General features: G+C 69.2%; 27 protein-coding genes. 1 reads left to right on the forward strand and 26 read right to left on the reverse strand.

Annotated features, from left to right (window positions below):
* Positions 1 to 5: 5 nt before the first annotated feature.
* From AC3WRT_RS03935 to AC3WRT_RS03985, 11 genes are all read right to left on the reverse strand, one after another.
* A complete protein-coding gene (locus AC3WRT_RS03935; RefSeq protein WP_492719359.1) occupies positions 6 to 1,688 on the reverse strand; it encodes an ABC-F family ATP-binding cassette domain-containing protein in 1,683 nt (560 codons plus the stop codon).
* Between the two features lie 47 nt (positions 1,689 to 1,735).
* Positions 1,736 to 2,350 (reverse strand): hypothetical protein, encoded by a 615-nt coding sequence (locus tag AC3WRT_RS03940; protein WP_492719361.1) that lies wholly within the window; start codon positions 2,348 to 2,350, stop codon positions 1,736 to 1,738.
* A gap of 62 nt (positions 2,351 to 2,412) precedes the next feature.
* A complete protein-coding gene (gene truA / locus AC3WRT_RS03945) occupies positions 2,413 to 3,279 on the reverse strand; it encodes a tRNA pseudouridine(38-40) synthase TruA (RefSeq protein ID WP_492719363.1) in 867 nt (288 codons plus the stop codon).
* A gap of 113 nt (positions 3,280 to 3,392) precedes the next feature.
* Positions 3,393 to 4,022, reverse strand: a complete 630-nt coding sequence (gene rplQ, locus AC3WRT_RS03950; RefSeq protein ID WP_492719365.1) for a 50S ribosomal protein L17 — start codon at positions 4,020 to 4,022, stop codon at positions 3,393 to 3,395.
* A gap of 72 nt (positions 4,023 to 4,094) precedes the next feature.
* Positions 4,095 to 5,126: a DNA-directed RNA polymerase subunit alpha gene (locus AC3WRT_RS03955; protein WP_492719367.1), complete on the reverse strand. Its 1,032-nt coding sequence runs from the start codon at positions 5,124 to 5,126 to the stop codon at positions 4,095 to 4,097.
* A 154-nt stretch (positions 5,127 to 5,280) separates the two neighbouring features.
* A complete protein-coding gene (gene rpsD, locus AC3WRT_RS03960; RefSeq protein ID WP_492719369.1) occupies positions 5,281 to 5,889 on the reverse strand; it encodes a 30S ribosomal protein S4 in 609 nt (202 codons plus the stop codon).
* Positions 5,890 to 5,921: 32 nt separating this feature from the next.
* The gene (gene rpsK / locus AC3WRT_RS03965) at positions 5,922 to 6,317 is read right to left on the reverse strand and encodes a 30S ribosomal protein S11 (RefSeq protein WP_034801606.1); all 396 of its coding nucleotides are present in this window, start codon (positions 6,315 to 6,317) and stop codon (positions 5,922 to 5,924) included.
* A gap of 56 nt (positions 6,318 to 6,373) precedes the next feature.
* A complete protein-coding gene (gene rpsM / locus AC3WRT_RS03970; RefSeq protein ID WP_492719372.1) occupies positions 6,374 to 6,748 on the reverse strand; it encodes a 30S ribosomal protein S13 in 375 nt (124 codons plus the stop codon).
* 224 nt (positions 6,749 to 6,972) lie between these two features.
* Complete coding sequence (gene rpmJ, locus AC3WRT_RS03975) at positions 6,973 to 7,086, reverse strand: 50S ribosomal protein L36 (RefSeq protein WP_006592630.1); 114 nt, start codon at positions 7,084 to 7,086, stop codon at positions 6,973 to 6,975.
* 152 nt (positions 7,087 to 7,238) lie between these two features.
* Positions 7,239 to 7,460 (reverse strand): translation initiation factor IF-1, encoded by a 222-nt coding sequence (infA, locus tag AC3WRT_RS03980; RefSeq protein ID WP_013493543.1) that lies wholly within the window; start codon positions 7,458 to 7,460, stop codon positions 7,239 to 7,241.
* Between the two features lie 204 nt (positions 7,461 to 7,664).
* On the reverse strand, positions 7,665 to 8,009 hold the full coding sequence (locus AC3WRT_RS03985; RefSeq protein WP_492719378.1) for an iron chaperone: 345 nt from the start codon (positions 8,007 to 8,009) through the stop codon (positions 7,665 to 7,667).
* A 121-nt stretch (positions 8,010 to 8,130) separates the two neighbouring features.
* On the opposite strand from AC3WRT_RS03985, the gene AC3WRT_RS03990 reads away from it, so the two are divergent.
* Entirely contained in the window at positions 8,131 to 8,871 is a 741-nt protein-coding gene (locus AC3WRT_RS03990; RefSeq protein WP_492719380.1) for a hypothetical protein, read from the forward strand.
* 52 nt (positions 8,872 to 8,923) lie between these two features.
* Here the strand turns inward: AC3WRT_RS03990 and AC3WRT_RS03995 are convergent, their stop codons facing one another.
* The 15 genes from AC3WRT_RS03995 to rplN form a co-directional block, all read right to left on the reverse strand.
* Complete coding sequence (locus AC3WRT_RS03995; protein WP_492719382.1) at positions 8,924 to 10,501, reverse strand: DHA2 family efflux MFS transporter permease subunit; 1,578 nt, start codon at positions 10,499 to 10,501, stop codon at positions 8,924 to 8,926.
* Between the two features lie 90 nt (positions 10,502 to 10,591).
* A complete protein-coding gene (locus tag AC3WRT_RS04000) occupies positions 10,592 to 12,013 on the reverse strand; it encodes a serine hydrolase domain-containing protein (RefSeq protein WP_492719384.1) in 1,422 nt (473 codons plus the stop codon).
* 47 nt (positions 12,014 to 12,060) lie between these two features.
* Positions 12,061 to 12,915: a type I methionyl aminopeptidase gene (gene map / locus AC3WRT_RS04005; protein WP_492719386.1), complete on the reverse strand. Its 855-nt coding sequence runs from the start codon at positions 12,913 to 12,915 to the stop codon at positions 12,061 to 12,063.
* A gap of 40 nt (positions 12,916 to 12,955) precedes the next feature.
* The gene (locus AC3WRT_RS04010; protein WP_492719388.1) at positions 12,956 to 13,525 is read right to left on the reverse strand and encodes an adenylate kinase; all 570 of its coding nucleotides are present in this window, start codon (positions 13,523 to 13,525) and stop codon (positions 12,956 to 12,958) included.
* Entirely contained in the window at positions 13,525 to 14,850 is a 1,326-nt protein-coding gene (secY, locus tag AC3WRT_RS04015) for a preprotein translocase subunit SecY (protein WP_492719393.1), read from the reverse strand. The genes AC3WRT_RS04010 and secY overlap by 1 nt, the downstream gene beginning before the upstream one ends.
* 179 nt (positions 14,851 to 15,029) lie before the next feature.
* Entirely contained in the window at positions 15,030 to 15,506 is a 477-nt protein-coding gene (gene rplO, locus AC3WRT_RS04020) for a 50S ribosomal protein L15 (protein WP_492719396.1), read from the reverse strand.
* A 2-nt stretch (positions 15,507 to 15,508) separates the two neighbouring features.
* Complete coding sequence (gene rpmD / locus AC3WRT_RS04025) at positions 15,509 to 15,691, reverse strand: 50S ribosomal protein L30 (protein ID WP_045191891.1); 183 nt, start codon at positions 15,689 to 15,691, stop codon at positions 15,509 to 15,511.
* The gene (rpsE, locus tag AC3WRT_RS04030) at positions 15,691 to 16,347 is read right to left on the reverse strand and encodes a 30S ribosomal protein S5 (protein ID WP_142176975.1); all 657 of its coding nucleotides are present in this window, start codon (positions 16,345 to 16,347) and stop codon (positions 15,691 to 15,693) included. Before rpsE ends, rpmD begins: the two co-directional genes overlap by 1 nt.
* A gap of 40 nt (positions 16,348 to 16,387) precedes the next feature.
* Positions 16,388 to 16,762, reverse strand: a complete 375-nt coding sequence (rplR, locus tag AC3WRT_RS04035) for a 50S ribosomal protein L18 (RefSeq protein WP_492719399.1) — start codon at positions 16,760 to 16,762, stop codon at positions 16,388 to 16,390.
* A gap of 3 nt (positions 16,763 to 16,765) precedes the next feature.
* Positions 16,766 to 17,302 (reverse strand): 50S ribosomal protein L6, encoded by a 537-nt coding sequence (gene rplF, locus AC3WRT_RS04040; protein WP_492719401.1) that lies wholly within the window; start codon positions 17,300 to 17,302, stop codon positions 16,766 to 16,768.
* 12 nt (positions 17,303 to 17,314) lie between these two features.
* Positions 17,315 to 17,713, reverse strand: a complete 399-nt coding sequence (gene rpsH, locus AC3WRT_RS04045; RefSeq protein WP_020143230.1) for a 30S ribosomal protein S8 — start codon at positions 17,711 to 17,713, stop codon at positions 17,315 to 17,317.
* 130 nt (positions 17,714 to 17,843) lie between these two features.
* Positions 17,844 to 18,029 carry a type Z 30S ribosomal protein S14 gene (locus AC3WRT_RS04050; protein ID WP_020143231.1) on the reverse strand — a complete coding sequence of 62 codons (186 nt, stop codon included), beginning with the start codon at positions 18,027 to 18,029 and terminating at the stop codon, positions 17,844 to 17,846.
* A 1-nt stretch (position 18,030) separates the two neighbouring features.
* A complete protein-coding gene (rplE, locus tag AC3WRT_RS04055; RefSeq protein ID WP_492719404.1) occupies positions 18,031 to 18,591 on the reverse strand; it encodes a 50S ribosomal protein L5 in 561 nt (186 codons plus the stop codon).
* A gap of 1 nt (position 18,592) precedes the next feature.
* The gene (gene rplX / locus AC3WRT_RS04060; protein ID WP_492719406.1) at positions 18,593 to 18,964 is read right to left on the reverse strand and encodes a 50S ribosomal protein L24; all 372 of its coding nucleotides are present in this window, start codon (positions 18,962 to 18,964) and stop codon (positions 18,593 to 18,595) included.
* A 2-nt stretch (positions 18,965 to 18,966) separates the two neighbouring features.
* The gene (gene rplN / locus AC3WRT_RS04065) at positions 18,967 to 19,335 is read right to left on the reverse strand and encodes a 50S ribosomal protein L14 (protein WP_020143234.1); all 369 of its coding nucleotides are present in this window, start codon (positions 19,333 to 19,335) and stop codon (positions 18,967 to 18,969) included.
* Between the last annotated feature and the right edge of the window lie 181 nt (positions 19,336 to 19,516).

Raw genomic sequence — 19,516 nt, forward strand, 5'->3', positions numbered from 1 at the left:
TCGCCTCAGCGTGGCCGGACCACCCGTCCCTCGTCCCAGACCGGCTCGGTGGACTCGTAGACCCGCCCGTCGGCGCCGAAGACGAGGAAGCGGTCGAAGCCCCGGGCGAACCAGCGGTCGTGGGTCACGGCCACCACGGTCCCCTCGAAGCGGTCGAGCCCCTCCTCGAGCGCCTCGGCTGACTGGAGGTCGAGGTTGTCGGTGGGCTCGTCGAGCAGCAGCATGGTCGCGCCGGACAGCTCGAGGAGCAGGATCTGGAAGCGCGCCTGCTGCCCGCCCGAGAGGGACTCGAAGCGCTGCTCGCCCGACCGGGCCAGCTCGTATCGGTCGAGGGCTCGCGCCGCCTGCTCCCGGGGCATGCCCTCCCGGTGCTCGTCGCCGCGGTGCAGGATCTCCAGCAGCGTGCGGCCCAGGAGCGACGCGTGCTCGTGCGTCTGCGCGAACCATCCGGGCCGCACCCGCGACCCGAGCCGGACGACGCCGGAGTGCTCGACCGGAGCCGGCTGCACGTCGCCCACGGGCTGGTGCTCGCGCTCCGGGTCCGTCCCGCCGGACGCCAGCAGGCGCAGGAAGTGCGACTTGCCCGACCCGTTGCTGCCGAGGATCGCGACGCGCTCGCCGTACCAGACCTCGACATCGAAGGGCTTCATCAGCCCGGTGAGCTCGAGGTCCTTCGCGACGATGGCCCGCTTGGCCGTGCGACCGCCGGTCAGGCGCATCTTCACCGACTGCGTCATCGGCGTCTCCTCGGGCGGCCCGGCCTGCTCGAACTTGGCCAGGCGCGTCTGCGCCGCCTGGTAGCGCGAGGCCATGCCGTCGTTGAACTTCGCCTTGACCTTGAGCGTCTGCACGAGCGTCTTGAGCTTGAGGTGCTCCTCGTCCCAGCGGCGGCGCAGCTCCTCCAGTCGCGCGTTGCGGTCGGCCCTGGCCTGCGCATACGTCGAGAAACGGCCGGGGTGCACCCAGAGGGTGGCTCCGGCAGCTCCGGGCTCGAGCGTGGCGACGCGGGTGGCCACCCGGTCGAGGAGCTCGCGGTCGTGGCTGATGAACAGCACCGTCTTGGGCGAGGCGACGAGCGCCTCCTCGAGCCAGCGCTTCGTGGGCACGTCGAGGTAGTTGTCCGGCTCGTCGAGCAGCAGCACCTCCTCCGGGCCGCGCAGGAGGGCCTCGAGGACGAGGCGCTTCTGCTCACCGCCGGAGAGGGTCGTCACCTTGCGCCACTGGGCCTGCTCGTAGGGCACGCCGAGCGACGCGACCGTGCACTGGTCCCAGAGCGTCTCCTGCTCGTAGCCGCCGGCCTCACCCCACTCGACGAGGGCGTGGGCGTACGCCATCTGGTCGTCCTCGGAGTCGCGTTCCATCATGAGCAGCTCGGTGCGGTCGATCTCCTGCGCTGCGGCGCGGATGCGGTCCGGGGCGACCGAGACGAGCAGGTCGCGCACGGTCGTGTCGTCGCGCACCTTGCCGATGAACTGGCGCATCACCCCGAGCCCGCCCGACCTCGTCACCGCGCCCTCGTGCGCCGCGAGGTCAGCGGCGATGATCCGCGTCAGCGTGGTCTTGCCCGTGCCGTTGGGCCCGATGAGCGCGATCTTGGCGCCCTCACCGACCCGGAGGGAGACGTCGTTCAGCAGCGGCCTGCCGTCGGGAAGGCTGAAGGAGACGGAGTTGACATCGACGTGGCCCACGAGGGTCAAGACTGTCGTATGCCGGCAGGCGGCGTCACGCGCTTAACCTACGTCCACGTCCACGTCGACAGCAGCTCGTCGAACTCGGCCATCGCGTGGGTGGCGTCACCCTGCGAGGAGCTGAGGGTGAGCAGGTAGATCCGGCAGCCGCGCAGCAGCCCGTAGGAGCGGGCGACGACCTTGATCCCCTGCTGCTCGAAGGTCGTCGTGAAACCGACCGCAGTGGTGCCGGCGACGGCCCTTTCCGGGGCCGAGGAGACCGCACGCCCGGCTGCCGACAGCTGGGCGCGGCCCTTGGCCAGCTCGTCCTGGAGCACCGACGGGTCGCCCTTGGTCGCGGTGACCACGAGGTTGTTGGCGAAGGCGTCGACCTTCCTCGACGACAGCAGCACGAGGTCGACGTCGGGGATGGCGTTCGCCTTGTCGGGGGCCTCGGTCCAGCCCTCCGGCGGCACCACGGTGAAGCTGCCCGAACGCGCCAGCAGCTCGTCACCCGACTGGGCCGCCGCAGGACTGGAGGCGGACGAGCCGGTGGTCGCCGAGCCGGAGGTCGACGAGCTGGACCGCGGTGGACGTTCCGGGGTGGCCTTGGAGCACCCGCCCAGCACGAAGGCGCACGTCAGGAGCCCGACCGAGACGATGCGGATCGAGCGGGCCCTCATGCGGACGATCCAACCACAGGCGCCACGTCAATGTGGCGGCCCCCGGCCGGAGGGGCTGCCCGTCAGGCCGGCTCACGGCGGGCCCGCGTGACCAGCGCTCGGGCGGCCAGCTCCGACTCGTCGGGGTAGACGACCTCCTCAAGGCTCAGCCCGTGCGGGGGCATGACGTGGATGCCGGCCGTGCGCTCGGCGCGGTCCTGCAGCGACCGGGGCCAGTCGAGGGGCCGGCGCCCCTCGCCCACCGGCACGACGGCACCGACCAGGGACCGGACCATGGAGTGGCAGAACGCGTCGGCCCGCACGGTGGCAGCGAGGACGCCGTCGGGCAGCCTGACCCAGGAGAAGTCGAGCAGGGTGCGCACGGTCGTGGCGCCCTCGCGCTGCTTGCAGAAGGCCGCGAAGTCGCGCAGGCCGACCAGTGCCCCCGACGCCGCGTGAAGGGACTCGAGGTCGAGGTCACGCCGCCACCACACCGTGTCGTGGCGACGCAGGGGGTCGCGCAGGGCGGCCGGGTCGGCGATGCGGTAGAGGTAGCGTCGCTCCGCGGCGGAGAAGCGCGCGTCGAACCCCTCCGGCGCCGGCTGAGCCCGGCGCACGACGATGTCGGGTGCCAGGATGCCGCCCAGACGGCTCACGAGCGCCTCACCAGGCTCGCGGCCCGACCGGCCGGGCATCGACCGCCAGGCCCCCTCCAGCAGGTCGACGTGGGCCACCTGGCCGCGCGCATGGACCCCGGCGTCGGTGCGACCGGCCACCGTCACCCGGACCGGCTCCGGGCTGCGCAGCACCGTGGTCAGGGCGGCGGAGAGCTCACCCTGGACGGTGCGCAGCGCCGGCTGGGCGGCCCAGCCGGAGAAGGCCGTGCCGTCGTAGGCGAGGTCCAGACGCACGCGCAGCAGGCGCTCCCCCGGTCCGGTCGACTCGCTCATGGCGACCGAGCCTAACGGCAGCGCAGACAAGGCCCGTCAGGCAGGCACGGATGCGGGAAGGGCCCCGCACCAGAACTGGTGCGAGGCCCTTCTCGAGTGGCGATGACCGTGGATCAGGCGTCGGCCTTGGTGTCGGCGTCGCCGTCGGTGGACTCCGTGGACTCCGTGGTCTCGGCGTCCGTCGCCTCGGGAGCGTCCGTCGCCTCGGGAGCGTCCGTCGCCTCGGGCGCGTCGGTCGCCTCGGTGCTGTCGACGGCCTGGTCGGTCGTGGTCAGCTCCTCGTCGGTCTCGACGTCCTCGGCAGCGGCGGCCTTGGGGGCGTCCTGCTTCGCAGCGCGCTTCGTGGCGGCCTCGGCCTCCTTGACCGTCGCCTTCTTGGCCGACAGCGGCTCGCGGACGAGCTCGATGACGACCATGGGGGCGTTGTCACCCTTGCGGGCGCCGATCTTCGTGATGCGGGTGTAGCCACCCTCGCGAGCCGCCATGTCGGGGGCGATCTCGGCGAAGAGACGGTGGACGACACCCTTGTCGCGCACGACCGTGAGGACGCGGCGACGGGCGTGCAGGTCTCCGCGCTTGGCGAAGGTGATGAGGCGCTCGGCGAGCGGGCGCAGACGCTTGGCCTTGGCCTCGGTCGTCGTGATCTTGTCGTGCTCGAACAGCGACGTCGCGAGGTTGGCCAGGATCAGCCGCTCGTGGGCGGGGCCGCCACCGACGCGGGGACCCTTGGTGGGGGTGGGCATTTCGTTTCTCCTAGAAGTCTGACCGTGCCGGTCTCGAGCGAGGTGCCGAGGGCTAGGTCAAGAAGCGGTTGGTCAGAGACGCTCGTCCTCGACGAACGACTGGTCGTCGTCGTCGCTGTAGTCGTCGTCGCCGTAGCCGTCGACGAGGGCCGACGGGTCGAATCCGGGCGGGCTGTCCTTGAGGGCCAGACCCATGCCGACGAGCTTGGCCTTGACCTCGTCGATCGACTTCGCGCCGAAGTTGCGGATGTCGAGCAGGTCGGCCTCGCTGCGACCCACGAGCTCACCCACGGTGTGGATGCCCTCGCGCTTGAGGCAGTTGTAGGAACGAACCGTGAGGTCCAGGTCCTCGATCGGCAGCGCGAGGTCCGCGGCGAGCGCGGCGTCCGTCGGCGACGGGCCCATGTCGATGCCCTCGGCCTCGACGTTGAGCTCGCGAGCCAGGCCGAAGAGCTCGACCAGCGTCTTGCCGGCCGAGGCCATGGCGTCACGCGGGGTCATCGAGTTCTTCGTCTCCACGTCGACGATCAGCTTGTCGAAGTCGGTGCGCTGCTCAACTCGGGTCGCCTCGACCTTGTAGGTGACGGTGAGCACCGGACTGTAGATCGAGTCGACCGGGATGCGGCCGATCTCTTGGTCACCGGACTTGTTCTGCTGCGCCGAGACGTAGCCACGGCCACGCTCGACGGTCAGCTCCATCTCGAGCTTGCCCTTGTCGTTCAACGTCGCGATGTGCAGGTCCGGGTTGTGCACCTCGACACCCGCCGGAGGCGTGATGTCGGCGGCGGTCACCGCACCCGGGCCCTGCTGGCGCAGGTACATGACGACGGGCTCGTCGTGCTCCGAGGAGACGACGAGGCCCTTGATGTTGAGGATCATCTCGGTGACGTCCTCCTTCACGCCCGGAACGGTCGTGAACTCGTGGAGCACGCCGTCGATGCGGATGGAGGTGACTGCCGCGCCCGGGATGCTCGAGAGCAGGGTGCGACGGAGGGAGTTGCCGAGCGTGTAGCCGAAGCCGGGCTCGAGCGGCTCGATGGTGAAGCGGCTGCGGTTCTCGACCACGACCTCTTCGGAGAGGACGGGACGCTGTGCGATGAGCACTGTTCATTTCCTTCCCACGGGCGACCGCCATATGACGCCTCGTGAAACTGCCCGGTCGTGATCCGGGCGGGCCGGCGCGGCTCTGTCTGCGAGCCGACCCCACGCAAGAGTTCGGTATGCCGTGAAGCGTGCTTCACGGCATACCGAACCTTGATCAGTTCTTCGAGTAGAGCTCGACGATCAGCTGCTCGGTGAGCTGCGAGTCGATCTGCGCGCGCACCGGGAGCTGGTGGATGAGGATCTGCAGCGAGCCGTCGACGACCTGCATCCAGGCCGGCACGGGACGCTCGCCGAACGTCTGGCGGGCCAGCTCGAACGGGAAGCTCTCGACGGACTGCTTGCGGACCGTGATGATGTCGTACTGCTCGACGCGGTAGCTCGGGACGTCGACGCGCACGCCGTTGACCTCGAAGTGGCCGTGCGTGACGAGCTGACGGGCGTGGCGGCGCGTGCGGGCCAGGCCCGCGCGGTAGACCACGTTGTCGAGACGGGTCTCGAGGATCTGCAGGAGGTTCTCACCGGTCTTGCCGGGGCGCTTCGCCGCTTCCTTGTAGTAGCGGACGAACTGCTTCTCCATGACGCCGTAGGTGAAGCGGGCGCGCTGCTTCTCCTGCAGCTGCGTCAGGTACTCCTTCTCCTGGATCCGGCGACGGCCGTGCTGGCCGGGCGGGAAGGGACGGAGCTCGAAGTTCTTGTCGCCGCCGACGAGGTCCATCTTGAGGCGGCGGGACTTCTTGGTGATCGGGCCGGTGTAACGAGCCATGACTTATCTACTCTTCCTGGTCTCTGGCCGGATCAGACGCGGCGGCGCTTGGGCGGGCGGACACCGTTGTGCGGCGTGGGCGTGACGTCGCTGATCGCGCCGACCTCCAGGCCGGTGGCGGTGAGCGAACGGATCGCCGTCTCGCGGCCCGAACCCGGGCCCTTCACGAAGACGTCGACCTTGCGCATGCCGTGCTCCATGGCGCGGCGGGCAGCAGCCTCGGCGGCCATCTGGGCAGCGAACGGGGTGGACTTGCGCGAACCCTTGAAGCCGACCTGGCCGGCAGAGGCCCACGAGATCACGGCGCCCGTGGGGTCCGTGATCGAGATGATCGTGTTGTTGAACGTGCTCTTGATGTGAGCGTGCCCGTGGGCGACGTTCTTCTTCTCCTTGCGACGAACCTTCGTCACGCGAGCCTTGGGAGGCATTTTTCTCCTACGTCAGAACTGGATGTCGGTGGGACGCGATCGCAGCGCGATCAACGTCACCTGGCCTTCTTCTTGCCGGCCACGGTGCGCTTCGGGCCCTTGCGGGTGCGCGCGTTGGTCTTGGTGCGCTGGCCGCGCACAGGCAGACCACGACGGTGACGGAGACCTTCGTAGGAGCCGATCTCGACCTTGCGGCGGATGTCGGCCTGCACCTCACGGCGAAGGTCACCCTCGAGGCGGTAGTTGCCCTCGAGGAAGTCACGAAGCGCAACGAGCTCGGTCTCACCGAGGTCCTTGACGCGGATGTTGGGGTCGACGCCGGTCGCGACCAGCGCCTCCTTGGAACGGGTGCGACCGACACCGAAGATGTAGGTCAGTGCGACCTCGACGCGCTTCTCGCGCGGAAGGTCGACTCCAACAAGACGAGCCATGTTGGGTTGTCTCCTGATTTCTGTTTCGCGGAGGTCTGGAGCAGGTCACCGATCCGGGGTCACGGCCCGTCACTCAGAAGGACGGGCCACCGGTCCCCGGCCTCCGTGCCGGGGGTGACGTCCTGCGCCGACACGACGGTCGGTCATCAGGGGCCGGGTGCTGCTTTCATTCACTTTTTCGCGTGCTGTCGAAAGTCTGTCGACGGCGAGGGTGGTGCTGCTGCTCAGCCCTGGCGCTGCTTGTGGCGCAGGTTCTCGCAGATCACCATGACCCGACCGTTGCGGCGGATCACCTTGCACTTGTCGCAGATCTTCTTGACGCTCGGCTGAACCTTCATCTGCCTGCTGTCTTCAGATCGCGCACCCGTTACCGCGGGCCCAGGAGGGCTCGTGGGAGCAGGTGCTTGGTTGTGTAATCGGGAGTTGGTGCCTCGCACTCGTCCAGCCGGACACGCCCGCAGGTGCGGGTGGGTCACGGCCGAGCTGGTGCTCAGCGGTAGCGGAAGACGATCCGACCGCGGGTCAGGTCATAGGGCGAGAGCTCCACCACGACACGGTCCTCGGGGAGGATCCGGATGTAGTGCTGTCGCATCTTGCCCGAGATGTGTGCGAGAACCTTGTGACCGTTGGAGAGCTCGACCCGGAACATTGCGTTCGGGAGAGCCTCGACGATCGTGCCCTCGATCTCGATGACACCGTCCTTCTTGGCCATATCCTCCGTCTATCTGTTGGTGGCCGACCCGGACTGAGCCGGCCTTGGGACGTGCCTGTATGCCGTGCTCGGGGCACGCGCAGAACTCAGGCGCCCAGACACACGACACCCAACGCACAAGACTACGCCAGAACGCGTCGTTCCCGAAATCGGGCAAGGACCGCTCAAGGTGCTCGAGCGGCCCGTTCCAGGAGCGCGGGCCGATCAGCCCTCGAGCTCGGCCCGGCGCAACGTCACGAGCCGTTCGACGACCTCGTCGGGAAGCGGGTGCGCGGCAGTGAAGCGGATCGTGCCCTTGCTCAGGGAGAAGCCCGGCAGGTCCGGGGCGAGGGCCGCGACGACGGCCGGGCTGAACGGGAAGACCGACAGGTGACCGGCGGCGGCGGTGATGCCGACGAGCGGGCGACCGTCGAGCTTCAGTGCCGGCATGCCGTAGCTGGTGCCCTCCTGTGCCTCGGGCGCCACGCGCAGCGCCAGGTCGACCACCCGCTGCAGGGCGGTCCGTTCGTCGTCACCCAGTCCGGCCAGGTAGTCACCCATCGTGCCCATGCCGCAGGCTCCCACATGGCGCCCGGCACCGCTCCCGTATGCCGCACGCCGTGGCATCCTCGCCCGCCGATCGCGACCGGCGCCCCCGGTCACCGCGTCACGTGCCCGGCATACTGGCAGGGTGACCGAGACCGGAGACGCCACGCCCCCGTCCCTGCCCGACCACCCAGGCGTGCCCGCCGCGCCGGACGACCGCCTCGACACGGTGAGCGCCCCACCCGCCGACGCGGAGAGCGTCGAGGACTACTACGCGCGCATCGCCGCTGCGGCCGGGCCGGACGGCCGGCTCCCCGTCGCAGTTGAGGAGATGCCCGGCTGGGACATCTACCCCTACGAGATCAGTGGGCTGCGCCTCAAGCCGGTGGCGCCACCGGCCGCCGAGGAGCCGGCCCGTCGCGGCGAGGACCCCACCCAGTGCTGGTGCGCCGGCGGCCTCGGCCAGGACGACGACGAGGACCGGGTGGTGTGGACCAACCCGCGCTGGCGGCTCACCCTGTCCCGCGACACGGGTCTGCCCGTGATGCTCGTGCTGGCGCCGGCCGAGCACCACGACCTGACGACGCTGCCCTCGGAGCTGGCCGGCGAGATGGGCCAGCTGCTCGTCGCCGTTGCCGACGCGGTGGAGCACGTGCCGAGCGTCGGGCGCGTCCAGGTCGCGAAGTACGGCGATGGCGGTGCCCACCTGCACCTCTTCTTCCTCGGCAGGCCCGCCCGGATGCTGCAGTTCCGCGGCTCACCTCTCATCGACTGGGAGGAGAACCTGCCCCGTGTTCCGCTGGAGGTGCTGCAGACCAACGCCCGGGTCGTCGCCGAGAGGATGGTCGTGCACGTCGGTGGCCGCGCCGGCACCCTCGGCCGGTGACCGGGGCCGCTTCGACCCCTCGACTCGACCCCTCGACGCACCGCGGCAACGGTCAGGCCGAGCCTGACGCCCCGGTCGCCGGCACGGCGGACGCCGGTGCTGGTGGCCGCCCGTGGCTCGCGGGCCGCTCGAAGAAGAGGACCGCGACCACCCCGATGAGCAGCACCGCAGCCGGGAGCAGCATGGACTCCGACATCGCGTCGGCGAAGCCCGAGGCGGCCCTGGCCGGTATGGGCGCACCGGAGCCCTGCAGGCCGCTCAGCCGGCCAGAGGCCCCGGGCAGGTCTGCCGAGAGGCGAGCCTGGATGAGGGCGGCGATGGCCGCACTGCCGAGGACGGCGCCGACCTGGCGCGTCGTGTTGTAGACGCCCGAGCCCGCGCCGGCCGAGGTCAGTGGCAGGTTACGGGTGGCCGTGGCGCCGAGGGGTCCCCACATGAAGGCATTGCCGACACCCATCAGCGCCATCGGGAGCAGCAGCAACCACGTCTGCGTCTCGGGCTGCATGACGAGAGCGAGCCAGAGAAGGGAGGCAGCGGTGAGGCCGATACCGGCGGCGGTGATGCCGCGCGGGTGGACCCGGTCGGCGAGCTTGCCGGCCACCGGCGCCAGGCCTCCGGAGATGACGGCCATCGGTGCGAGCAGCAGCGCCGACGCGGTGGGCGACATCCCGCGCACGACCTGCGCATACAGCATGAACGGGAAGGCCATGGCGGTGATCGAGAAGCCGATGGTCGTGATCGCTACGTTGGCGAGGGAGAAGTTGCGGTCACCGAAGAGGCCCAATGGCAGCAGCGGCTCACGGGTGTTGTGCGCCTGCCACCAGAGGAACACCCCGAGCACGAGCAGTCCCAGGGCGATCAGGAGCGGAACCGACACGATGCCGGTGATGGTGCCCCAGTCGTAGGTCTCGCCCTCCTGGACGCCGAAGACGACGAGGAACATGCCCACCGCCGACAGCGCGACGCCCAGCCAGTCGAAGGTGTGGCTGTGCGTCTCGAGCCGCGGCACGAGGCGGGCGGCGAGCACGAACGCGACCACCCCCACCGGCACGTTGATGAAGAAGATCCACTCCCAGCCGGGCCCGTCGACGAGCAGGCCGCCGACGACGGGGCCGACGAGGATCGCGACCCCGGCGGTCGCGCCCCAGAGCGCCATGGCCTGACCACGTGATGCCGCCGGGAAGGTGCGGGTGATGACGGCCATCGTCTGCGGCGTGAGCATCGAGGCCCCGAGGCCCTGCGCGACGCGGGCGATGATGAGCCCCGTGATGGACGTGGTGAGTCCGCACCACAGGGATGCGAGCGTGAAGAGGGTCAGGCCGACCAGGTAGAGGTTCTTTGGGCCGTAGCGGTCACCGAGCCGGCCGGTGATGAGCAACGGCGTGGCGTAGGCGAGCAGGTAGGCGCTGGTGACCCAGATGACGCTGTTGACGTCCGTGTGGAGCCCGCGCAGGATCGCCGGGGTCGCCACAGACACGATGGTCGAGTCGACCAGGATCATGAAGAACCCGATGACCATCGCCCAGAGCGCCGGCCACGGGTTGTGCCCCTCCGGCGCACCCGCCGACCATGACGACGTGCCGATCGTCGCGTCGCGCCGGGCCACGCCGGTGCTCTCGTCGCCTGCCATGATCGCCCCTTCCGCTGCCCTGGTGCCGCACCCGTCATTGTGCACCCGGGCACCGACAGCGGTCAGCCGGTCAGGGTTCGTCGGTGACGCCTACGACCATCGCGTCGCCAGCCAGAGCGGGTCGTGGCCGGTGAGCGGCACCATCCGCCACGTGAGGTCGGCGTCGGATCCACGCAGGCGCGCCTCCACCCGGAAGCGGTGCGACGACTCCATGGACAGGACCTCCGCCCGGAAGGTGTCCTCGTCGACCCAGCCCCCGCTCGCGACGACCGGCAGCGTCGCTCCCCCGGCCACCAGCTCGCCCTCGCGCCACAGCCCCAGCCCGACGGGGATGCGGAGCCACTCGCCGCGGCGGCTGAGGCCCAGCAGGTGGCCGGGTCCGTCCCGGGTCACCGACACGGCCGTGTAGTCGCCCGCGAGGTCCGAGACGACGGAGCGGCTGAACTCGGCGTACTCCGGGCCCAGGGCGCCGCCCGACATGGCGGGGATCTCGAGCGCGGCCAGCCGCCGCGCCAGCGCGGCGTCCGCCTCGGTCGAGCCGCCACGGTCGATGGCGGGCACGAGGTGGGCCCAGAGGCCGTCGAGGGTCGACTGCATCCGCGTCTGCTCCGCGGTGATCGCCACGACGGTGTCGTGCTCGGGCAGCACGATGAGGAACTGTCCGAAGGCGCCGTCGCCGCGGTAGCCGAAGCGCTGCATCCAGAACGAGAAGCCGTAGCCGCGGCGCCAGTCCTCGTCGGCGTTCGGATCCTCGTTCAGCGGCCCGTAGGCGCGGGTGGCTCGGTCGACCCACTCCGGCGACAGCAGCTGCCGCCCCTCCCACCGGCCGCCGTCGAGGTACAGCTGCGCCACGGACGCGATCGCCTCGGTGGTCAGGTGCGCACCGGTGAAGCCGAGCTCACGGCCGAGCGGGTCGCGGTGCCAGGGGACGTCGGGCAGGCCCAGCGGCTCGAGCAGGCGGGGACGCAGCACCTCTGCCACGCCCGCTCCTGCCACCCGGCGCACGACGAGTGACAGCAGGTAGGTCGCGACCTGGTTGTAGGCGAAGAACGTCCCGGGCGCCCGGGACGGCCGTGTCGCGAAGACGCGCGGCACCCAGTCGCCGTCGAAGTCGCCACCGCTCATCCGGTCGAAGACCTGGGTCCAGGCGTCCTGCTCGTGACCGACCGTCATGGAGAGGCAGTGCTCGAGGCGCACGTCGTCCCAGCCGTCGGCCACGGCGGTGCGGTCGATCTCCGGGAAGTGGTCGAGGACGCGGTCCTCGAGCGAGAGGAGCCCCTCCTGCACGAGGAAGCCGACGGCCGTGGCGGTCAGCGTCTTCGACAGGGAGTACGCGAGATGGACGCGGCCGGCGGCATACGGCCTCCACCACCCCTCGGCCACCACCTGGCCGTGGCGCACCACCATCAGGCTGTGCAGCCCGAGGTTGTCGCGCTCGGCGGCGTCGAGGAAGGCGAGAAGGCCGGCGGCGTCGACGTCCTGGGCCGACGGCGTGCTGCGGGGAAGGCTCACGACGGCGAGGGTACGCGTCCGCGGCCTGCCGCGGCAGTCGGGGGGCGTCAGCCCGTGGTGTCGAGAGGGGCGTATGCCGCCCCGACGCCCTCGAGTGCCGCCTTGCCACCGTCGATGGCCGTCAGGATCCACAGCCCGCCCTCGCGGACGGCGACGGAGTGCTCCCAGTGGGCGGCGCGCGTGCCGTCGAGGGTCACCACCGTCCAGTCGTCGGCGAGCACCTTCGTGTCGGTGCCGCCGAGCGTGACCATCGGCTCGATGGCGCCCGTGAAACCGTCCACCACCTTCGGTCCCGTCTCGCGCACGGCGTAGTTGGGGATCTGCGGGTCCATGTGCATCTGCGTGCCGATGCCGTGGCCGACGTACTCGTCGATGATGCCGTAGACCCGGCCGTCGCGCTCGGCTGCGGCCATGAGACTGCCCTCTACGGCGTCGCCGACGGCGTAGAGACGGCTGCCGACCTGCATGGCGGCGATGCCCGCGTAGAGGCTCGCCTCGGTGGCGTCGATGAGGGCGACGTCCTCGGGGCGGCCTGCCTCACGGCCGCCGACGACCGCGGTGAAGGCGGCGTCGCCGTTCCAGCCCTGCACCTCGGCGCCGCAGTCGATGGAGACGATGTCGCCGGCCTGGAGGACCCGCGGGCCGGGGATGCCGTGCACGACCTCGCTGTTGACGCTCGTGCACAGCGTGTGGCTGTAGCCGGGCACGAGCTGGAAGTTCGGGATCCCGCCGTTGCTGCGGATAAACTCCTCCGCGAGCCGGTCGAGCTCGAGGGTCGTCACGCCGGGGCGGACCTCACGGGCGAGCAGCTCGAGGGTGCGCCCGACGAGCAGCCCTGCCTCGCGCATGAGGAGGAGCTGCTCGTCGGTGCGGCCCTGGAGCCGGTTCCGGCGTCCGAACATCAGTGGTTCCTTGTCGCTGACTGCCCAGGGGCAGTCGTGGTCAGGCGTGGTGCGGCAGGGCCGCGATGACGCGGTCGGTGACCTCGTCGACGGTGCCCATGCCGTCGACCTTGACGAGGAGTCCGACGTGCTCGTAGTGCTGCGCGAGCGGTGCCGTCTCCTTGCGGTAGATCGCCTGCCGCTCCCGGATGACGTCCTCGGTGTCGTCGGCGCGACCCTCGGTCTCGGCCCGCTTCAGCAGCCGTTGGACGATGGCGTCCTCGTTGACCTCGAGCTCGAGGACGGCGTCGAGGGCGTGCCCGTGACGCGACAGCATCGCGTCGAGGGCATCGACCTGGCCCGCGGTGCGGGGGTAGCCGTCGAGCAGGAAGCCCTCGGCAGCGTCGTCCCAGGACAGGCGGTCCTCGACGATCTCGTTGGTGACGTCGTCGGAGACGTAGCCGCCCGAGGTGATGATCTCGTGGACCTTGACGCCCAGCGGCGTCTGGTCCTGGATGTTGGCGCGGAAGATGTCGCCGGTCGAGATGGCCGGGATGTCGAGACGCTCGGCGATCCGAGCGGCCTGCGTGCCCTTACCGGCGCCGGGTGGGCCGAGGATGATCAGTCGCATCAACGCAGGAACCCTTCGTAGTGACGCTGCTGCAGCTGCGCCTCGATCTGCTTGACGGTCTCCAGGCCGACCCCGACGACGATGAGGATCGAGGTGCCACCGAACGGGAAGTTCTGGTTGGCGCCGACGAGGACGAGGGCCACGAGCGGGATCAGCGAGACGATGGCGAGGTAGATGGCACCCGGCACGGTGATTCGGGTCAGGACGTAGTTGAGGTACTCGGCCGTGGGTCGCCCGGCCCGGATACCCGGGATGAAGCCGCCGTACTTCTTCATGTTCTCGGCGACCTCGGTCGGGTTGAACGTGATCGAGACGTAAAAGAACGTGAAGAAGAGGATGAGGGCGACATAGGTCGCCATGTAGATCGGGTGGTCACCCTTGACGAGGTTCTCCTGCACCCACGAGACCCAGCCGGGGTTGTCGCCGTTGGCGTGGGTGTTGAACTGCGCGACGAGGCCCGGCAGTGCGAGCAGGGAGCTGGCGAAGATGACCGGGATGACGCCGGCCATGTTGACCTTGAGCGGGATGTAGGTGGACGTGCCGCCGTACATGCGCCGTCCGACCATGCGCTTGGCGTACTGCACGGGGATGCGCCGCTGGGACTGCTCGACGAAGACGACCGCCGCGATGACGAAGATCCCGAGGATGAGGATGCCGAGGAAGGTGCCCCAGCCCTTGTTCTGCTTGATGCTCCAGAGCGAGGCCGGGAAGCCGGCGGCGATCGAGGTGAAGATCATCAGGGACATGCCGTTGCCGACGCCCTTGTCCGTGATGAGCTCGCCGAACCACATGATCAGGCCGGTGCCGGCGGTCATGGTCAGCACCATGATCAGGATGGTGACCATCGACTGGTCGATCATGATCGTGTCGCAGGAGCCGCCGAAGAGGCTCGAGGGGTTGCGCGCGAAAGTCACGAGGGTCGCCGACTGCAGGATCGCGAGGCCGATCGTGAGGTAACGGGTGTACTGCGTCAGCTTGCTCTGCCCCGACTGGCCCTCCTCCTTGAGCGCCTCGAAGCGCGGGATGACCACCGTGAGCAGCTGGATGATGATGCTGGCCGTGATGTACGGCATGATCCCGAGCGCGAACACCGACAGCTGCAGCAGCGCACCGCCGCTGAAGAGGTTGGCGAGGTTCAGGAACCCGCTCTGGTCGCTGCCACCGGAAGCCTTGCCGGCCTGCAGGCAGTTCTGCACCAGGCTGTAGCTGATGCCGGGCACCGGCACGTGTGATCCGAGCCGGAACAGCACGATGATGCCGAGCGTGAAGAGCAGCTTCTTGCGCAGGTCCGGGGTACGGAACGCGCGTACGAAGGCGGCGAGCACTGGGTCCTCCTGGGGCCGCGCGGTGGCGCGGCGTAAGTCATGCAATCCGTGGAAGGGTAACGCAAATGCGCAGCGCCCCGGGTTGCCCCCCGCGATGGCCGACGTCACGTCGGCTCGCGGGACGGGCGCCCGGGGCGCTGCTCACACGAGGTGTGTGGTGGTCACTCGCGCCTGATCACTCAGCCGGCGAGTGCCGTGACCGTGCCGCCGGCGGCCTCGATCTTCTCCTTGGCGGAGGCCGAGAACTTGTGCGCCTCGACCTCGACCTTGACGGAGATCTCGCCCGTGCCGAGCACCTTCACCGGGAAGCCGTCACGGACGGCACCCTTGGCGACGAGGTCGGCGACGGACACCTGACCACCCTCCGGGAAGAGCAGCTGCAGGCGGTCCAGGTTCACGACCTGGTACTCCGTGCGGAACGGGTTCTTGAAGCCACGGAGCTTCGGGAGGCGCATGTGCATCGGCATCGAGCCGCCCTCGAAGCTCTCCGGGACCTGGTAACGGGCGCTGGTGCCCTTGGTGCCACGACCGGCGGTCTTGCCCTTGGAGCCCTCACCACGACCGACGCGGGTCTTGGCGGTCTTGGCTCCGGGGGCCGGACGCAGGTGGTGGACCTTGAGGGCGGACTCGCCCGACTTCTTGGCGTTGTCGGCCATGGTCAGTCAACCTCCTCGACGGTCACGAGGTGCGTGACCGTCTTGACCATCCCGCGGATCTCGGGACGGTCCTCCTTGACGACGACGTCGCCAATGCGCTTCAGACCGAGGCTGCGCAGCGTGTCACGCTGGTTCTGCTTGCCACCGATCTCGGAACGGGTCTGGGTCACCTTCAGGCGGGCCATCACGCACCAGCCTTCGCGGCCTGGGCCTCGGCGATGCCTGCGGCACGGGCGCGGAGCATGGCCGCCGGGGCGACCTCCTCGAGGGTCTTGCCACGACGGGCAGCGACCGACTCGGGACGCTCGAGCTCGCGCAGGGCCTGGGCCGTGGCGTGCACGATGTTGATCGCGTTGTCCGAGCCCAGCGACTTGCTGAGGACGTCGTGGACGCCGGCGCACTCGAGCACCGCACGCACCGGACCACCGGCGATGACACCGGTACCGGGCGCGGCGGGGCGCAGCATGACGACACCGGCGGCGGCCTCACCCTGGACGGGGTGCGGGATGGTGCCCTGGATGCGCGGGACCTTGAAGAAGTTCTTCTTGGCCTCCTCGACACCCTTGGCGATGGCCGCAGGAACTTCCTTGGCCTTGCCGTAGCCGACACCCACGGTGCCGTCGCCGTCACCGACGACGACGAGGGCGGTGAAGCTGAAGCGACGACCACCCTTGACGACCTTGGCGACGCGGTTGATGGTCACGACACGCTCGACGTACTGGTTCTTGTCGTCACGGCTGTCGCGGTTGTCGCGGCCGCCGCGGTTGTCACGGCGGTCTCCGCGCTCGGTGCGCTCGCCGCCACCGGCGGGGCCGGTGCCTCGACGCTGCTGTCCGGGCATCAGATGTTCCTCATCTCAACAATTGCGTTCACGAAGTTGCTCACAGGGACAGACCGCCTTCGCGGGCGCCCTCGGCGATCGCCGCGACCCGGCCGTGGTACTTGTTGCCACCACGGTCGAACACGACGGCCTCGATACCGGCGTCCTTGGCACGGGCGGCCACGAGCTCGCCGACCCGCTTGGCCTTGGCCGTCTTGTCGCCGTCGAAGGCGCGCAGGTCGGCCTCCATCGTCGAGGCCGAGGCGACCGTCTTGCCGACGGTGTCGTCGACGACCTGGACGAAGAGGTGGCGGCTGGACCGCGACACGACGAGGCGGGGACGGACCGCGGTGCCGGCGATCTTCTTGCGACCGCGCACCTGGCGACGGATGCGGGCGGCAGCCTTTGACTTGCCGCGCTTGATGATCATTGCCATGGCTTACTTACCGGCCTTTCCAACCTTGCGACGGATCTGCTCGCCCGCGTAGCGAACGCCCTTGCCCTTGTACGGGTCGGGCTTGCGCAGCTTGCGGATGTTCGCCGCGACCTCACCGACGAGCTGCTTGTCGATGCCCTGCACCGAGAAGCGGGTCGGGTTCTCGACGGCGAAGTTGATGCCGGCGGGAGCCTGGATGAGGATCGGGTGCGAGTATCCGAGCGAGAACTCGAGGTCCGAGCCCTTCGCGGCGACACGGTAACCCGTGCCGTGGATCTCCATCTTCTTCTCGTAGCCCTCGGTGACACCGAGGACCATGTTGTGGATGAGCGAGCGGGTCAGGCCGTGGCGCGAGCGCGAGTCGCGCTCGTCGTTGGGGCGCTTGACCTCGAGGTTGCCCTCGCCGAGCTCGACCGTGATCGGCTGAACGACGGTCAGGGAAAGCTCACCCTTGGGGCCCTTGACGAGAACGTCCTGGCCCTCGACCTTGATGTCCACACCCGAGGGGATGGAGACCGGGAGTCGTCCGATTCGCGACATGTCAGTGTCTCCTTACCAGACGTAGGCGAGGACTTCCCCACCCACGCCCTTCTCGTGTGCCTGGCGGTCGGTCAGCAGACCGTTCGACGTCGACAGGATCGCCACGCCGAGGCCACCGAGGACCTTGGGCAGGTTCGTCGACTTGGCGTAGACGCGCAGACCGGGCTTGGACACGCGACGCACGCCGGCGATGGAGCGCTCGCGGTTCGGGCCGTACTTGAGGTCGATGGTCAGCGTCTGGCCGACCTCGGCCTCCTCGATCTTCCACGAGGCGATGTAGCCCTCGCTCTGGAGGATCTCGGCGATGTTCTTCTTCAGCTTCGAGTACGGCATGGAGACGACGTCGTGGTGCGCCGAGTTGGCGTTCCGGACGCGGGTCAGCATGTCCGCAATCGGGTCAGTCATGGTCATGTGGGCTCTCCGCCCTTCCTCACCGGGGTTTCGACCTTTGGCAGTGATGCCGCTCGGCGTATGCCGTGGGGCCGACCTACGGTGTCAGAGGTGTGTTGGTCTGGGGTTGCTCTTGGGCTCGGGGAGCCGATTACCAGGAGCTCTTGGTCACGCCCGGCAGCTCGCCCGCGTGCGCCATCTCGCGAAGGCAGATGCGGCAGAGGCCGAACTTGCGGTACACCGAGTGCGGGCGACCGCACTTCTGGCAACGGGTGTACGCGCGGACCTTGAACTTCGGCTTCCGGTTCGCCTTGTTAACGAGCGCGGTCTTGGCCATGTCAGTTCTCCTTGAAGGGGAAGCCGAGCTGCTTGAGCAGCGCGCGACCCTCGTCATCGTTGGTCGCCGTGGTGACCACGGTGATGTCCATGCCCCGCACGCGGTCGATCCGGTCCTGGTCGATCTCGTGGAACATCGACTGCTCGGTCAGGCCGAACGTGTAGTTGCCCTTGCCGTCGAACTGCTTGGGCGACAGGCCACGGAAGTCACGGATGCGCGGGAGGGCGATCGTCACGAGACGGTCGAGGAACTCCCACATGCGGTCACCGCGGAGCGTGGTGTGCGCACCGATCGGCATGCCCTCGCGGAGCTTGAACTGGGCGATGGACTTGCGAGCCTTGGTCACGACCGGCTTCTGGCCGGTGATCGCGGTGAGGTCGCGCACGGCGCCCTCGATCAGCTTGCTGTCCTTGGCCGCGTCGCCGACACCCATGTTCACGACGACCTTGACGACGCCGGGGACCTGCATGACGTTGGCATGGCCGAACTGCTCCTGCAGGGAGCCCTTGATCTCGTCCTGGTAGCGCTGCTTGAGGCGCGGCTTGGTGCTGGTCTCGGTCATCTCAGAGGTCCTTGTCCGACTTGACCGCGACACGGACGCGAGCCGCCTTCTGGCGGCCGCCTCGCTCGACGGTCTCGACACGCGTCTTGATACGGGTCGGCTTCTTCGACTCCGGGTCGACGATCGCCACGTTGCTCACGTGGATCGCGGCCTCGGTGTGCGTCAGGCCACCGGTGCGGGTGCCACGGGCGGTCGCGCCGGCCTTGACGTGCTTGGTGACGCGGTTGATGCCCTCGACCAGCACGCGCTGGGTCTCGGGGTAGACCGCGATGACCTTGCCCTGCTTGCCCCGGTCGCCGCCGTTCTTCTGGCTGCGGCCCGAGATGACCTGCACGAGGTCACCCTTCTTGATCTTCATCTTGGCGTTCGCCATGTTCACAGCACCTCCGGCGCGAGCGAGATGATCTTCATGAACTTCTTCTCGCGAAGCTCGCGGCCCACCGGGCCGAAGATGCGGGTCCCACGAGGGTCGCCGTCGGCCTTGAGGATCACCGCGGCGTTCTCGTCGAACTTGATGTAGGAACCGTCGGCGCGGCGGCGCTCCTTGACGGTGCGAACGATGACGGCCTTGACGACGTCACCCTTCTTCACGTTGCCGCCAGGGATCGCATCCTTGACGGTGGCGACGATGGTGTCGCCGATGCCGGCGTAGCGACGGCCCGAGCCACCGAGAACACGGATGCAAAGGATCTCCTTGGCACCGGTGTTGTCGGCGACGCGCAGCCGCGACTCCTGCTGAATCACTGTCTAACTCCTGTCGTCGTGCTGGTTCTCTCGAACGATCCGCGCCGGGCGCGCATGGTTCGAGAGCCTTGCCGAACTGAATGGAACTGTGGTCTTGGTGCGAGCCGACGGCATACGGGCACGTATGCCGTCCGGCCCGCTCCCCCAGCCACGCGGGCGGCTGGGGGTACGCGGGGGAGAA

The organism is Terrabacter sp. FW104-15G4B, from assembly GCF_058790095.1.